This is a genomic window from Undibacterium parvum, assembly GCF_003955735.1.
Lineage (GTDB): Bacteria > Pseudomonadota > Gammaproteobacteria > Burkholderiales > Burkholderiaceae_D > Undibacterium > Undibacterium parvum.
In genome coordinates, this window is sequence record NZ_CP034464.1 from 983,432 (window position 1) to 997,960 (window position 14,529).

Below are 14,529 nucleotides of genomic sequence, written 5' to 3' on the forward strand. Positions count from 1 at the left end.
ATCCACTATAATGTTTTTTAAGTAAGCATTTCAAATGTCATGTCAACGGCCGTATTTGAATAGTGAGGATGCCTGTGCCCAAAGTTTTTCATACAATTACAGGCAAATTACTTATTTTTGGCATAGTTCTACAGTCCTTGTTGTTGGCCAGCTATTTTCTGGTCACCTCCAACATCTTGCGTGAAAGCATGGCGAGCAATCTCGCTACCTCCATACGCACCACGTCGCAAATCATACATTTGGGAATAGCGCCATATGCTGTAGAGCAACGCTACGATATTCTTCAAGATTTTTTCAACGAACTGATCTCTGGTGCCAACGAAGATTTACGTTATATCGTGGTACTTGATCAAAACAATCACAGCCTGGTCGCCACTGGCATTTCTGCGAATCAGCTCCCCTTACCGAGCGAAAATGAACATGCAGCGATCGCTGCAGGGATCTATCACGTACGTCAACCTGTACTACTAAGTGGCAATCAAATAGGTCAGGTGCAGTTTGGATTATCCACTTTAAAAGTGGTCGACTTAATCGAGCGCATGATACGCCTAGCCTTGCTGGTAAGCCTATGCGGGATACTCGTAACTACCGTCTTACTCACCGTATTTGGACATAAAATCAAACAGCGTTTTAGTCTCCTGATGCTGGCGACCCAAGCGATCGTTTCCGGTGATTATAGAAAAAAAGTTCCTGATACTGGCAAGGATGAGCTGGCTCAACTGGCCGCTCATTTCAATATCATGTCAGCAGGGCTAGAGCTCAGAGAGAAAAAATTCCTTGCTGTATTTAACGCGGCGCCTATCCCCATGCTGCTCTTAAAGAAAGACCAGCAAAACCCAGACTATCATCGTAGCGAGCAAAATATTGCCTCCAGACAGATGTTCGGTGAACTCACAGAAAAAACCTCCGGCATGCTCACCTGTAGTGACAGCGATAATCTAAGCTTGACTGCAATTATAGAAAAAGAAAATCATCTGATTGCCACCGAGCTTGATTTACAAGTGGCCAGCGGAATCTCTCAGCCCTTTCTAGTGTCCGGCCAATGCTTCGAAATCGAACACAGCAATTACCTGATACTCGCAAGCATGGATATCAGCGACTTAAGAAACGCCCAAAATGAATTACTCGCCCTCAATCGCGAGCTGGAATTAAGAGTGGCTCAACGCACCATAGAACTAGAGCAGCGTAATCAAGATTTAGATACCGCCTTGCAAACTATACAGCAAGCGCAAAAACAATTAATTCAGTCAGAAAAACTGTCTAGCCTAGGCAGTATGGTAGCAGGCGTCGCCCATGAACTGAACACGCCGATAGGCAATGCACTGACGGTTGCCAGTACCCTGGTCTACAATCAAAAACAGTTCAAAGACGATCACATCAAAGGCTTAAGCAAATCGGAGTTAAACAATCACCTTGATGAAAATGAGCTCGCTGGCCAATTACTGGTCAGCAATTTACAACGTGCAGCGGCATTGGTCAGTAGCTTTAAAGCGGTTGCGGTTGATCGCAGCAGCTCACAGCGCCGCGAGTTCCTGCTCTCTGACATCATCGATGAAATCATTCTGAGTACCACGCCCATGTTCAGAACGTCAAAAGCCATACTCAGCTGCGAACTAGACCCTAGCATACGCATGGATAGTTTTCCTGGCCCGCTCGGGCAAGTGCTGACCAATCTATTAAATAATGCCCTGATACATGGCATCAAATCCGGTGTTGGCCAAGCCATTACTGTGCGTACCAGCCTGATCGACAGCGAGCACCTATTGCTCAGCGTTCGTGATGACGGGGCTGGCATTCCACCAGAAAATTTAGGGAAAATATTTGATCCGTTTTTTACCACCACCTTAGGTAAGGGCGGCAGTGGACTTGGTCTCAATATTGTCTACAATCTGGTAAGCGGACTCCTGGGTGGACAAATTCAAGTCTATAGCAAGATAGGTGAAGGCAGCGAATTTCTCATCAGCTTACCGCTACATGCACCCAAAATGGAAGCGAGAGAAAATGTTCTCTAGTTCACTCTCTGCACTTGCATCGCCTGCCACTGCGGCCCGCACACTAGCGAAATTTAGCCTATTGGCAATCAGTTTAGTCTTGCTATCGTCGCCGGCGCAGGCACTCGATCTACTCGATGGCAAACTAGAGTTTAACGCCTATGGCACGCTGGGTCTGGCCAAAACCAATCAGAGCAAGCCTGGCTACCGGAGTAAGGCGAACTACAACTTTTCACTCGATGACAGCTATTCGGGGATTATGGATAATCGCCTGGGCCTGCAATTATCCGCCCAGATCACACCTGCCTGGTCACTGGTGGCGCATACGCTCACCCACCGTAACTCCGACGACCTGGTCGAGACTGAGTTGGCATGGGCGCAGGCCAAGTGGAAAATCAATGAACAATCAAGTATTTACTTAGGGCGATCTCAGAACATCCTGTTTTTGACCAGTGAAGAGTTTTATGTCGGCTATTCTCAGCCCTGGGTAAGGCCCCCAGTCGAGCTGTATAGTATGGGTGGCGAGAATAGCGGCTCGGACGGCATCGTGATACAGCATAGGTTGCCCTTGTCAGGGCGCACCTTGAGCCTTGAGGCCAGAGTCGGTGTTTCCAGCTTAAACCGCGCCAACTACACGGTACGAAATCAACCCAACATCGCGCTGGCAGCGAGTCTGGTGGATAACGAGTTGCTGTTGCGAGCCTCTCTGTTGCAAGCCGACGTTACTGTGCGCGGGAGACAGCTAGACTCCATCATCAAGCTGATCAGCGATCAAAACCCCATGGTCGGCGCAGAGTATTCTCTGGAAAATATACATGCGGTGCTCTATGGCAGTTTGGGTATGCGTTACGAACATAATAACTGGCTGCTGATGACGGAAATCGCACGCACCCAGCTAAAGAGAAAATCCTTACCTGATCAGCGCGCGGCCTACATCACGCTAGGGCGCAACTTTGGCAACTGGATGCCCTATCTGAGCTATGCAAAATTACAGGTACTGGGTGAAACCACAGAGACCCGGCTAACCGGAGGCGCGGCACTGGCCGCCAACGCCTTCCTCGCAACAAAAAATAATGAGCAACAAACTCTCTCGCTTGGGCTGCGCTGGGATATTAAGCCGGGGCTGGCGCTAAAAGGACAATGGGATAGGGTCACGCCAAACGCTGGAGAGCCCGGCTTACTGACTGGCAAATTACCTGCAGGGCAAAACCACCTCAATGTCATGAGCGTGGTGCTCGATTGGGCTTACTAATGGCGACCATAAAAACCTCATATGCCGTCTTACTACTCGTGCTGAGCCTGAGCAGTAACGTGTGCGCCTACGGTCAGAGCAGTATTGCCGTGGTGGTCAATGAAAAAAGCGAGATTACCTCGCTCAGCCGTGAAGAGTTAGCCGCAGTCTACTTAGGTAATTTAAGCAGCAAAGTAGGCACGCGCGAATTAAAACCGGTAGACATGGAAGAGAGCGAAACACGCGACAAGTTTTACCAAAATTTGCTAGGGCGATCGCGTAACCAAATGCACGCCTACTGGTCGCGCCTGGTCTTCACTAACCGAGCCAGACCACCGAAAGAGTATCGCGAAGAAATCATCGTCGACACCTTACTGGCGAACACATCCGCCATCGCCTACCTGCCGCAAAGCCAAGTCAAACCAGGCATGCGCGTGCTACTCGTCATCAATTGAGCCAGTTTTCAAGAAAGAACAAAAGGACCGTCCCAAAGGAGAACTTCCAAAAACGCTAAGCGCAATCAATATGCGCCTGTTGGCATGATATTGCTCTGTAAGGCGCATAAACATTACGTATTCGAATTTGGATTTGATAAACCGCCAAATGCTGAAACGACTGCAGTTGCGTAGAGACAAAGATCCAAGTCTGAGGAATTCGCTCAAATAAAATGGCCTATGAATACGCAACTAATACGCAACTATTTAAGCAAGCATTCATGAAAATTGTTGTTGGAAGTTATTCGCCTAGTTCGCTATGATAGTCTTGCTCCTTTATTTCTCACCTGGCGACACATCTCCAGCATAAGAAACACGATGACAATTAACAGCCAAAAAATCAGGTTTTTCCGACGCCATATCCCTGCATTCGCGTGCATACCGGGTTGCCATGACTGCTGCGGTCCCGTCACCACGTCTAGCGATGAAATGGCCAGGCTACCGCGCAAGTCCGAGGAGCAGCATGCTGCCGCGCTGGCCGATTTAAGCTGTCCGCATCTGGGCCAAAATGGTTGTGAAGTGTATGAGGAGCGGCCGCTCATTTGTCGCTTGTTTGGGACTACGCCGAAATTAGCCTGCCCTCACGGCAGACGCCCGGAAACCATGATAGATCCACAGATAGAGATCGCGATTGATCGGTTTTTCCACTCTACTCGCCAGGTCTTGGTCTGATCCAACAAATCTAAATTTCCTGATTCCCCACACGAGCGCTCTGTCAACGCCAATAATGTAGCGAGGCGCAAGGCACAAGGCGTGTGCCTTGCGCTACATGCGGCTTAAGCGTTTTCCAGAAAACCTTCTACAAAAAATTTTAAAGCTGCGCCGTTGGGGTTGTACCGTGTATCAGTTGCTGTAAGCGCTCAAGGCCGACCGGCTCTTGCGCTTGTAGCGGTATCACTGCCCAGCGTTGCGCATATTTGTTGGCCACTTCATTGATTTGCGCTAGCTCGTTATAGGCACGCTGGCGCAATAAAGCGGAACTAGGTTTGGCCATCGCCAAACTATTATTGATGATCCAGGCCCATGGCGCTATCCCGGCCCGCTGCAAATCTAGCTGCAGGCCAGCCGCTTCCAACACCGGCGTGGTTTCTGCCAGGGTGATAATCAGCACCTTGGTGAGCGTCGTGTCTTGCAGCTGCATCATGGGCGTCGTAAAGTGCACACTGGTATTGAGCATCTTGCGCTTAATTTCTCTGTCATACGAGCCGGTAGCGTCGAGCAGCAATAAAGTATGGCCGGTCGGCGCGGTATCCATCACAACAAATTTTTTGCCTGCTTCCCGTATGATTCTGGAGAATGCCTGAAATACCGCAATCTCTTCGGTGCAGGGTGAGCGCAAATCTTCTTCCAGCAAAGCGCGACCTGCCGCATCCAGATTCTTGCCTTTACTGGCCATCACTTCTTGTCGGTAGCGCTCAGTTTCCGCATGCGGATCTATCCTGCTGACGGTTAGATTGTCCAGGCTTCCAGCTAGCGTCTCGATCAGATGTGCGGCCGGGTCTGAGGTGGTGAGATGGACTGCATAGCCGCGACTGGCCAACTCCAACGCGATCGCTGCCGCCACGGTGGTCTTGCCGACTCCGCCTTTACCCATGGTCATAATTAAACCGTGACCACTGCCAACCAGACCATCGACCAGGCTCGCCAGACTGGGCACAGCAGGGATAGATACGGCGGTTTGTGTGGGGACGTTTTCCACCGCGCCGCTCACCAAAAGTGCGCGCAAGGCCGGTAAGCCGACCAGATTAAAAGGGCGCAAGGGCACAAAATCAGTGGGCGCATCACGTAAAATTTCTGGCATAGCCGCCAGCGCAGCTTGCTCCCGCTTCCATACCGCCGCAGCCAACAGATCGCTACCGACTTCGCTTTGCGGCAGCGCCCCATTGATCACCAGATATTGATGTCGAAAGCCGATAGCGGCCAGTTCCTCATGGGTGCGCGCTGCTTCTCTGAGCGTCGCTCCCTGGGCGCGCGCCACCAGTATCATGCGAGTACGTTCAGGATCGGATAAAGCGGCGACCGCGGCATGATATTGCTCGCGTTGTTTTTCTAGCCCGGCCAGTGGCCCCAGGCAAGAAGCATCGCCCTTGCCGTCTTCCAGAAAACCCGACCATGCGCCAGGTAGTTGCAGCATACGTATGGTGTGCCCGGTCGGCGCCGTATCAAAAATAATGTGATCAAAATCATGCAAAATGGCCGCGTTGGTCAGCAGGCCAGTGAACTCATCAAATGCCGCGATTTCTGTGGTACAGGCACCGGACAATTGCTCCGCTATGCTGCTCACCACAGCGGCCGGTAACACACCACGTACCGGCCCCACGATCTTATCCCGATACACTTGCGCGGCTGCCTGCGGATCGATTTCCAACGCCGATAAATGCCCGACCGCAATGACTGGAGTGATCGTATTGCCTATCGTAATACCAAAAACCTGCCCCACATTCGAGGCCGGGTCGGTGCTCACCAGTAAAACACGCTTGCCCTCATCAGCTAGCTTAATCGCAGTGGCACAAGCGAGTGAGGTTTTACCCACCCCGCCCTTGCCAGTGAAGAATAAAAATTGCGGAATATTTTCTAGAAAAAGCATGGTGCGTCCCTCATCACGATTAAATGCCAGCACCCTGTGCTCATGCCTGGACCTGGCGCGGTGTTTGGCTGCTAAGCAGTATTTTTAGCCACACATCAACAGGATTTTTTACCACCGTAACATCCGGTATCAGGACTTACTGCAGGACTTACTGCAAGATTGACCGGCAACAGACTCAGGCCCGCCCATCGCGCAATTTCTGCACGTTGCGGGTAACGCCCGGTCAGCGCGATCTCACCCTTGACCAAAATTAAGGGCAAGCCCTCGGCGCCAGAGCGCTCCAAAAATGCTTTGACCACCGCGTTCTCGGCAAAGGCCATAGGCTGTTGCGCCAGATTGTAGCGTTCTACCTCCACGCCTTGCGCTTTGGCCCACTCCAGATCGGCGGAAAAACTCACTAGTTGCTGATCGACATCGACACCACAGACGCCGGTATTGCAGCACATGGCAGGATCAAATATTTGAATAGCGTTCATGCTCAGGTTTCCTTGATTTGTTGTGGGCAAAAATAATGCAGATTGGCAATGACGTGCGAAAACAAGCGCCCACTACAACTTAAGCGCTTTAGCTCAAGCCAACTTTGCGCCAGATCATTTTGTTTGCGGTTATGGTGCCAGGCGTATCTATTCAGCCCTCTATCGAACGAGCATATTTTGAGTAAGAAAATCCTTCTTAACCGTCATGCCGGACTTGATCCGGCATCCAGTTTCATACCCCTGAAGGTAAATTCTGGATACCGGATCAAGTCCGGTATGACGATAACGAGTGCGTTTGGTATCGTTTCATAGCGGGCTGAACAGTAACTGCTAGGCAGAAAAATAAAACAGCACCCTGCCACTGCGCGCATCAGCACCTGCCAGCTTGCGTGCTACTTCTTCAAAATATCCAATTGCCAAGCTTACATGCAAACTCACTCAATTTATTCATTGATTCCACGATTCGAGTATTGTAGAATCGTCGTAATGTAAAACTTCGATAGAGACTCCATGATGGAAACCAAGAAGGTGTTAGCCGCGTTGGCGGCGTTGGCGCAAGAATCGCGCTTGGCGGTATTTCGGCTACTGGTGCAAGTTGGCCCGGCTGGTATGGCAGCGAGCAAGATCGCCGAAGAATTGGGGATACCGCCTTCTTCCCTGTCTTTTCACTTAAAAGAATTGTCGCACGCTGATCTGGTCGCCACCCGGCAAGATGGCCGTTTTGTGATTTATTCGGCCGATATCAGCACCATGAACAATGTGTTGGGTTTTCTGACCGAAAACTGCTGCGGCGGCATGCCTTGCACGCCAGCCCAGAATCTGCAATGTGAAGGTAGCGAAGTCGCGTGCAAATAGAGATTTTTTAACATTTTCAAATTAGGAATGATGATGAACGTATTATTTTTATGCACCGGTAACTCCTGCCGCTCGATTTTGGCTGAAGCCACTTTTAATCACCTCGCACCAGCCGGTTGGCAAGCCATGAGTGCCGGTAGCAAACCTACCGGCCAGGTGCATCCGCGCTCGCTCGCTTTGTTGGCACGAGTAGGCATAGCGACGGCAGGATATTTCAGCAAATCCTGGGATAACTTGCCAGCCACACCGGACATCGTAATTACGGTGTGCGCCAGTGCGGCAGGTGAAACTTGCCCAGCCTATTTGGGGCCAGTATTGCGCAGCCATTGGGGCGTAGAAGATCCAGCCCATGCCACCGGTAGCGATGCAGAAATTGATGCTGCCTTCATGACGGCCTATCGCATATTGCGTAGCCGGATAGAGGCATTTTTCGCCCTGCCGCTGGAGCAAGTGCTTAAAGATAAGCTGCAGCTTAAAACCGAGCTGGACCGTATCGCTAGCTTGATGCCAACATCTGTTTAATTCGGACTGACGCAAAACCGCCACCGCCACCGCAGCGACGCGATAAGCTCTCTGCAAGCGCCCATCCAATAAGGAAGATGATGTCCATACAATGTGAAGTCTCAGGCAAAATTGCTGCCAAGGCGCCCCTGAATTTTTTTGAACGCTACCTCACTGCCTGGGTCGCGCTGTGTATCGTGGTTGGTATCGCGCTGGGTCAATTCTTCCCCGCTGCGTTTCAAGCCATAGGCGCAATGGAGATTGCCAAAGTCAATTTACCGGTGGGTCTGTTGATCTGGATCATGATCATACCTATGCTGCTAAAAATCGATTTCAGCGCCTTGCACCAGGTAAAAGACCACGCCAGGGGCATAGGTGTGACCTTGTTGATTAACTGGTTGGTCAAGCCGTTTTCTATGGCTTTTCTGGGCTGGGTTTTCGTCCGTCACTGGTTTGCGCCCTTACTCCCAGCTGGCCAGATCGATAGCTATATCGCAGGTCTGATCCTGCTGGCGGCAGCACCTTGTACGGCGATGGTGTTCGTCTGGAGTCGCCTGACCAATGGCGACCCATATTTCACTTTGTCGCAAGTGGCAATCAACGACCTGATTATGGTGTTCGCGTTTGCGCCGCTGGTTGGCTTACTGCTGGGCGTGTCGAATATCGCGATCCCCTGGGATACTTTGATTACCTCGGTGCTGCTGTATATCGTGATCCCCGTCATCATTGCGCAAGTGATACGCAGGTTCTTACTGTCTAAAGGCCAGGCGCATTTTGATGCCGCGATGAACCTGATTCAACCATGGTCGATCGCCGCGCTGCTGCTCACTCTGGTGCTGCTGTTTGCGTTTCAGGGTAAGGCCATCATTGCGCAACCTATCGTGATTGCCTTACTCGCGGTGCCGATACTGATACAGGTCTTTTTCAATTCAGCGCTGGCGTATTGGCTCAATCGCCGTTTGGGCGAAAAGCACAGCGTCGCCTGCCCGTCTGCCTTGATCGGCGCCTCCAACTTTTTCGAGTTAGCGGTGGCCGCAGCGATTAGCCTGTTTGGTTTTGAATCGGGTGCGGCGCTGGCGACCGTAGTCGGGGTGCTGATCGAAGTACCGGTGATGTTACTGGTGGTCAAAGTAGTCAATGCAACCAAGCCATGGTACGACGACGGCGCGCAAGTCATCGCCCAGGAGGCGCATCGTGCCGCTCAATGATCTTAGTTTGCCTAGTTTGCAGCAAAATTTATTCGATCAAGCTATTCTGGAAAAACTCGCCAGCAAAGCAGCGTTTACCCATGCGCCGCGCTTCTTGCTTCTGTACGGTTCCTTACGCGAACGCTCCTACAGCAAACTGCTGACACTGGAAGCGGCACGCTTGTTAATTGCCATGGGTGGCGAAGTGAAAGTGTTTGACCCGCAAGGCTTACCACTGCCAGACGCCGCGCCTGAGAACCATCCCAAGGTGCAAGAACTGCGCGAACTGGCCTTGTGGGCCGAAGGCATGGTCTGGTGCTCGCCCGAACGGCATGGCGCGATGACAGGCATCATGAAAGCGCAGATCGATTGGATACCTTTATCGGTTGGTGCGGTACGTCCAACTCAGGGCAAGACGCTGGCGGTGATGGAAGTATCGGGTGGCTCGCAATCGTTTAACGCAGTCAATCAACTGCGCATACTGGGGCGCTGGATGCGCATGATCACCATCCCGAACCAGTCTTCGGTGGCCAAAGCTTTTCTCGAATTTGACGAGGCCGGACGCATGAAACCATCAGCCTACTACGACCGAGTGGTGGACGTGATGGAAGAACTATTCAAGTTCACCCTGCTAACCCGTGACGCCTCGCCGTATCTGGTAGACCGCTACAGCGAACGCAAAGAAAGCGCGGAAGAATTATCCAAGCGCGTCAATCAGAAAACGCTTTAGTCTGACTACGATCATGCGTGCGTAGAGCCAAAAAAAAAGTAAAAACACTGGCCTGCCAGGGCGCATATTACATGCGCTTCTTCAGGCATACTGGCCGCTAAGCCGCATGGAATATGCGCAGTGGCAGGGTTGATTTTGAAATCTACGCCAGACTAAGTCATTGCCCAATTACACAGCCGCAATAACCGCTAGCTCTGGCGTAGACGTGGGCAAGCGCAGCTAAATCGCACTCTCTTTGGTTAAAGGCTTAGGGCTATATCCATCGATATCAACAAAGCCAAATTCCTCAGCAAGCTGGGCTGAAACTTGCACAGTTCCAGAACGCTGCATTAAGCCCGGATCGGTGGCGAGCGCGGCGACAGCGCGTCCAGAAAATTGCTCAGACTCTGAATTGCTCATATCAAAAAATTCGGCCCCTCGCAGTACCCGCTCGGTTCTGACCAAACCAGGATAGAGTGAAACGACCGCGATCTGATGCTCTTGTAATTCGAGAGCGCAATCCTTGGTCAAGCGATCCATCGCCGCCTTATTCACACCATAGGGAACATTGCCCATGTATCTTTGAGCCGCCCAATACGAGACATTGACGATCAACCCGCTATTTGCTTTGAGCATCATGCGCGCCGCATATTGCGAAGCGACAAAGCTAGAGCGCAAGCCCACCTGAAACATGGCATCCCAAGTAGTAATCGGTTGCTCCCAAAATTTATTCGCCCAAGTAAAATCATCTGGGCTAAATACCTGTTCGTAGCCAGCCCATGCCGCATTGACCAAAATATCCAATCGCCCTGCCTGTTGCGCTATCTGCTCGAAGACAGCCTTGGTTTCGGCATCATTACGATGATCACAAAGTATGCAAATCGCTGTGCCACCTAAAGCCTCAATCTGACGAGCGGTATCTTGTAAATTTCCTGAAAGCGCTTCGGCTTGCAGGCTATCATCGCTGCTGCGTCCCGTGATATACACGGTGGCACCAGCCTCTCCCAAACCTAGGGCGATGCCACGCCCGACACCGCGACTGGCGCCAGTGACTAAGGCAAACTTTCCATTGAGTTTTTTCATGCGCTCTCCATTTCTTTGATCATTGTTGCCAGCTCAAATTTGCAAACTCAACATGCATAGGTGATAGCCTCGCACATTGCTGCTTGATTCAAGCACCCTGCCAACGCGCATATTCCATGCGCTTCTTCAGGCACACTGGCCGCAAAGCCGCATGGAATATGCGCCTTGAGGCATGCACTATTTTATTTTAATTGTGGAGCAGTTTGTCGCGATTAACGAAACCGACGTGTGGTTTCTCGCACTACCAGTTCTAAGGCCGGTAGCATGATATCGACAGCTGTGCCGCTGATCAGACCCAGCAAGGCGCTGCTGGCGGCGAGCCCCATGTCGTACAGAGGTTGGCGTATGGTGGTCAGTGGCGGCGTGGTGTAGAGCGAGGTTGGCAAATCATCGAAGGCGATTAGCGAGATATCATCCGGCACCCGTATGCCCTTACGGTACAGGCTTAAACGGACACCGTAGGCGCTCTGATCATTGACCGCGAACACGGCACTAAATTGCTGCTGACTTTCTATCAGGCGATTGATTGCCAATAAGCCGCTGGCTTCATGCAGATCACTCTCGGCCACCAGTTTGGGATCAAACTCAATATCGGCTTCCAGCAAGGCGCGCCGGTAGCCTGCCAGACGTTCATCGGCATCCGGATTATCTGAAGGACCGGCCACGAAGGCGATACGGCGGTGGCCTAGCTCGATCAAATGGCGCACCGCCAGCATGGCACCGTATTCATTATCGAGTTTAAAGCCGATCGCGCTGTCGCTGCTGAGCGCGCGCCCGGTGGCAACGATCGGTCTTTGCTTGGCAAAGCGCAGCACATCCTGATCGGCGATATGACCGGAGAGCAGGATCAAGCCATCGACCTTGCGTGCCAACAGCAATTTAATTCGGTCAGCTTCTTCTTGCGCATTCCAGTGGCCGCTAACGATCACCGAGGCATAACCGGTAGCTTTCAGGCCATCATCGACGCCGCGCAAGGTCTCGGCAAAAAACGGGCTGGAAATATCCTGCACCACGATGCCTATGGTCATCGATTTGCCACTCTTGAGACTCTGAGCGAGTTGATTCGGTTCGAAGTGCATCTCGGCGATCGCGGTCTCTACCGCCTTACGCTTATCGGCCGATACCTTGGCGGTGCCGTTTAAGATGCGTGATACCGTGCTTGGCGAGACCCCGGCTACCCGCGCCACATCGAGTAAAGTCACTGGAGCTTGATTCAATTCATTGTCGATCACTGCATGCCTTCCGAACGTTAGCTAGATTAGAACTTACGCAAAACAGCCCCAGCGTCGTTGCATTCACCTTGCCGTACTAAAGTACTTTCTTCGGTGGTGCGCCTAGCCGGAGCAATTTTGCGTAAGTCCTATACATAAAACATTGCTGTTGAAAACCTTTTCAATGACAGAATAACATAAATCATTATTCGCATTCGCACGCAATTGCGCCTATTCCCACACCCATAGCGCAGAAGGCGTGTTTGCTGATTTAATTATATCGTTGAATAGAGGCGTTTACGACATATCGATGATCGCTGGTCGGGGCTTGCTTGTTTAAGTGTAGCGAGCACGCCCTGCACACACTTAAGCTAGACCACAGATCGAAAGCGAATATCCAAACCAATCCAAGAAAACGATTTCATTACATTTTTAGATGAAACTGCATTTTTTGTTAAAAATAAGCGACAAGAACTTTCTGGCAGCCCAAAAATCGCAGGGAATTTTGAGAGTAAGTAATAAAAAGAGAAATTTCCCTAGGAATTTTCTTGACCAGGTAAGTAATTCCAGTAAAATATGAAAACGATTTCATAAAACAGATTTATAAAAACCACCCATCCGGAGACTATGCATGTTGACACCATTTCCTGAAATAGCATCGCCGCTAGCGCCAGCTGTTAGCGCCATCGCTTAGTACCGATTAGCACCAATTAGTGAACGCATTCCATCCGCCATTTCCTTGCGCGACTCTCCATGCATTTAAAAGATCTGCTACATGACTATGTCAAATAATAATTCCAAGCCTGCATTCTCTTCTTCCTTTATCTGGGGCGTCGCTACCAGCGCCTACCAAATCGAAGGTGCCGCCGCTGTCGATGGCCGCGGGCCGTCGATCTGGGATACTTTCACCCACACACCCGGAAAAATCATTGATGGCAGCACCGGTGATGTCGCCTGCGACCACTACCATAAGTATGCAGAAGATGTGGACCTGATCGCCAGCCTCAGCGTTGATGCCTATCGGTTTTCTATCTCCTGGTCACGGGTGCAGCCGCTAGGTTATGGTGCATGGAATGAACAAGGTTTTGAGTTTTATTCCAAACTCTTAGACAAACTAGCAGAAAAAAATATCACCGCTCACGTCACCCTGTATCACTGGGATTTACCGCAAGGTTTGCAAGATCAGGGTGGCTGGCTCAGCCGCGATACGCCTAAGCATTTCGCCGAATATGCCGCCGAAGTAGCGCGCCGCTTTGGCAACCGGGTCGCCACGATCGCCACCCATAATGAACCCTGGTGTACCGCGAATCTGGGCTACGGCAATGCACAGTTTGCCCCAGGCATAGCCGACACCGCCTTAGCGATACAAGTATCCCACCACTTATTACTCTCGCACGGATGGGCGATGCAGGCCATGCGTGCCGTCAATAGCAGCGCCAAACTGGGTATCGTACTCAATCAATGGACGGCAATGCCAGCGACCGACTCTGCGCAAGACCAGGCCGAGGCCGAATGGGAATATGCGCGCTCGGTGCAATGGTTCATGGATCCCATCTTCAAAGGCAGCTACCCGCAAAAAGCGCTGGACCGCATGGACATGAGTCAATTCCATGTGGCAGACAATGACATGGCCGAGATACGCCAGCCTATCGATTTTCTGGGGGTGAATTATTATTTCCGCTCGTATATCAGTACCGAAGTCCCTGCCAAAAAACCAGAAGGAAAACTCGGCTTTAGCGACATGGGCTGGGAAATTTATCCGGATGGATTAACTGACCTGCTGCTGCAGTTAAATCGCGAATATACCGATCTACCACCTATCTACATCACCGAGAACGGCATGGCCGTGGCTGACACCATACAGGACGGCAAAATCGATGACGCAGCGCGCATAGAGTATGTGCGCCTGCATCTGAAAGCGCTGCACAACGCCATCGCACAGGGCGTCAATGTGCAAGGCTATTTCTATTGGAGCCTGCTGGATAATTTCGAGTGGAACTCCGGCTACGCCAAACGCTTTGGTCTGGTCTATGTCGATTACGAAACGCAAGAGCGCACCTTAAAAAACAGCGCACTCTGGTATCGTGATTTTATCCACGATCAAGTGGCAGCACGACTAAACCCAGCGCGCTTTCTAGGACCAAGACAGCCGCGACGTTAGGATTCAAAATAAAACCCAGGATTAATTCACGATAAAAAACACG

General features: G+C 51.2%; 13 protein-coding genes. 9 read left to right on the forward strand and 4 right to left on the reverse strand.

Features of this window, described 5'->3' with window-relative positions:
• The first annotated feature begins 74 nt into the window (after nucleotides 1-74).
• From EJN92_RS04195 to EJN92_RS04210, 4 genes are all read left to right on the forward strand, one after another.
• Entirely contained in the window at nucleotides 75-2,012 is a 1,938-nt protein-coding gene (locus tag EJN92_RS04195) for an ATP-binding protein (protein ID WP_170174867.1), read from the forward strand.
• Complete coding sequence (locus EJN92_RS04200; protein ID WP_126126666.1) at nucleotides 2,002-3,243, forward strand: hypothetical protein; 1,242 nt, start codon at nucleotides 2,002-2,004, stop codon at nucleotides 3,241-3,243. The genes EJN92_RS04195 and EJN92_RS04200 overlap by 11 nt, the downstream gene beginning before the upstream one ends.
• A complete protein-coding gene (locus EJN92_RS04205) occupies nucleotides 3,243-3,677 on the forward strand; it encodes a hypothetical protein (RefSeq protein ID WP_126126667.1) in 435 nt (144 codons plus the stop codon). Before EJN92_RS04200 ends, EJN92_RS04205 begins: the two co-directional genes overlap by 1 nt.
• A gap of 357 nt (nucleotides 3,678-4,034) precedes the next feature.
• Nucleotides 4,035-4,388 (forward strand): YkgJ family cysteine cluster protein, encoded by a 354-nt coding sequence (locus EJN92_RS04210; protein ID WP_126126668.1) that lies wholly within the window; start codon nucleotides 4,035-4,037, stop codon nucleotides 4,386-4,388.
• A 139-nt stretch (nucleotides 4,389-4,527) separates the two neighbouring features.
• On the opposite strand, the gene arsA is transcribed toward EJN92_RS04210, so the two are convergent.
• Both arsA and arsD read right to left on the reverse strand, forming a co-directional pair.
• On the reverse strand, nucleotides 4,528-6,303 hold the full coding sequence (arsA, locus tag EJN92_RS04215) for an arsenical pump-driving ATPase (protein WP_126126669.1): 1,776 nt from the start codon (nucleotides 6,301-6,303) through the stop codon (nucleotides 4,528-4,530).
• Nucleotides 6,304-6,398: 95 nt separating this feature from the next.
• Nucleotides 6,399-6,779: an arsenite efflux transporter metallochaperone ArsD gene (gene arsD / locus EJN92_RS04220; RefSeq protein ID WP_126126670.1), complete on the reverse strand. Its 381-nt coding sequence runs from the start codon at nucleotides 6,777-6,779 to the stop codon at nucleotides 6,399-6,401.
• A gap of 513 nt (nucleotides 6,780-7,292) precedes the next feature.
• Between arsD and EJN92_RS04225 the strand changes: the two genes are divergently transcribed.
• The 4 genes from EJN92_RS04225 to arsH all read left to right on the forward strand — a co-directional run bounded on the left by EJN92_RS04225 (nucleotide 7,293) and on the right by arsH (nucleotide 10,052).
• Nucleotides 7,293-7,634 carry an ArsR/SmtB family transcription factor gene (locus tag EJN92_RS04225; RefSeq protein WP_126129766.1) on the forward strand — a complete coding sequence of 114 codons (342 nt, stop codon included), beginning with the start codon at nucleotides 7,293-7,295 and terminating at the stop codon, nucleotides 7,632-7,634.
• Between the two features lie 33 nt (nucleotides 7,635-7,667).
• Nucleotides 7,668-8,156: an arsenate reductase ArsC gene (locus EJN92_RS04230; RefSeq protein ID WP_126126671.1), complete on the forward strand. Its 489-nt coding sequence runs from the start codon at nucleotides 7,668-7,670 to the stop codon at nucleotides 8,154-8,156.
• A gap of 80 nt (nucleotides 8,157-8,236) precedes the next feature.
• Nucleotides 8,237-9,343: an ACR3 family arsenite efflux transporter gene (gene arsB / locus EJN92_RS04235; RefSeq protein WP_126126672.1), complete on the forward strand. Its 1,107-nt coding sequence runs from the start codon at nucleotides 8,237-8,239 to the stop codon at nucleotides 9,341-9,343.
• Nucleotides 9,330-10,052, forward strand: coding sequence for an arsenical resistance protein ArsH (arsH, locus tag EJN92_RS04240; RefSeq protein ID WP_407701535.1), 723 nt, complete (start codon nucleotides 9,330-9,332; stop codon nucleotides 10,050-10,052). Before arsB ends, arsH begins: the two co-directional genes overlap by 14 nt.
• A gap of 219 nt (nucleotides 10,053-10,271) precedes the next feature.
• Here the strand turns inward: arsH and EJN92_RS04245 are convergent, their stop codons facing one another.
• Both EJN92_RS04245 and EJN92_RS04250 read right to left on the reverse strand, forming a co-directional pair.
• Complete coding sequence (locus EJN92_RS04245) at nucleotides 10,272-11,114, reverse strand: SDR family NAD(P)-dependent oxidoreductase (protein WP_126126674.1); 843 nt, start codon at nucleotides 11,112-11,114, stop codon at nucleotides 10,272-10,274.
• A gap of 212 nt (nucleotides 11,115-11,326) precedes the next feature.
• On the reverse strand, nucleotides 11,327-12,346 hold the full coding sequence (locus EJN92_RS04250) for a LacI family DNA-binding transcriptional regulator (protein WP_227869703.1): 1,020 nt from the start codon (nucleotides 12,344-12,346) through the stop codon (nucleotides 11,327-11,329).
• A gap of 754 nt (nucleotides 12,347-13,100) precedes the next feature.
• Here EJN92_RS04250 and EJN92_RS04255 point away from each other — a divergent pair.
• Entirely contained in the window at nucleotides 13,101-14,486 is a 1,386-nt protein-coding gene (locus tag EJN92_RS04255) for a GH1 family beta-glucosidase (RefSeq protein ID WP_126126675.1), read from the forward strand.
• Nucleotides 14,487-14,529: the final 43 nt, after the last annotated feature.

Coding starts and splice junctions, on each gene's coding strand:
- EJN92_RS04200 (WP_126126666.1), top strand. CDS start 2,002: ATGTTCTCTAGTTCACTCTCTGCACTTGCATCGCCTGCCACTGCGGCC.
- EJN92_RS04205 (WP_126126667.1), top strand. CDS start 3,243: ATGGCGACCATAAAAACCTCATATGCCGTCTTACTACTCGTGCTGAGC.
- EJN92_RS04210 (WP_126126668.1), top strand. CDS start 4,035: ATGACAATTAACAGCCAAAAAATCAGGTTTTTCCGACGCCATATCCCT.
- arsA (WP_126126669.1), bottom strand. CDS start 6,303: ATGCTTTTTCTAGAAAATATTCCGCAATTTTTATTCTTCACTGGCAAG.
- arsD (WP_126126670.1), bottom strand. CDS start 6,779: ATGAACGCTATTCAAATATTTGATCCTGCCATGTGCTGCAATACCGGC.
- EJN92_RS04225 (WP_126129766.1), top strand. CDS start 7,293: ATGGAAACCAAGAAGGTGTTAGCCGCGTTGGCGGCGTTGGCGCAAGAA.
- EJN92_RS04230 (WP_126126671.1), top strand. CDS start 7,668: ATGAACGTATTATTTTTATGCACCGGTAACTCCTGCCGCTCGATTTTG.
- arsB (WP_126126672.1), top strand. CDS start 8,237: ATGTCCATACAATGTGAAGTCTCAGGCAAAATTGCTGCCAAGGCGCCC.
- EJN92_RS04245 (WP_126126674.1), bottom strand. CDS start 11,114: ATGAAAAAACTCAATGGAAAGTTTGCCTTAGTCACTGGCGCCAGTCGC.
- EJN92_RS04255 (WP_126126675.1), top strand. CDS start 13,101: ATGACTATGTCAAATAATAATTCCAAGCCTGCATTCTCTTCTTCCTTT.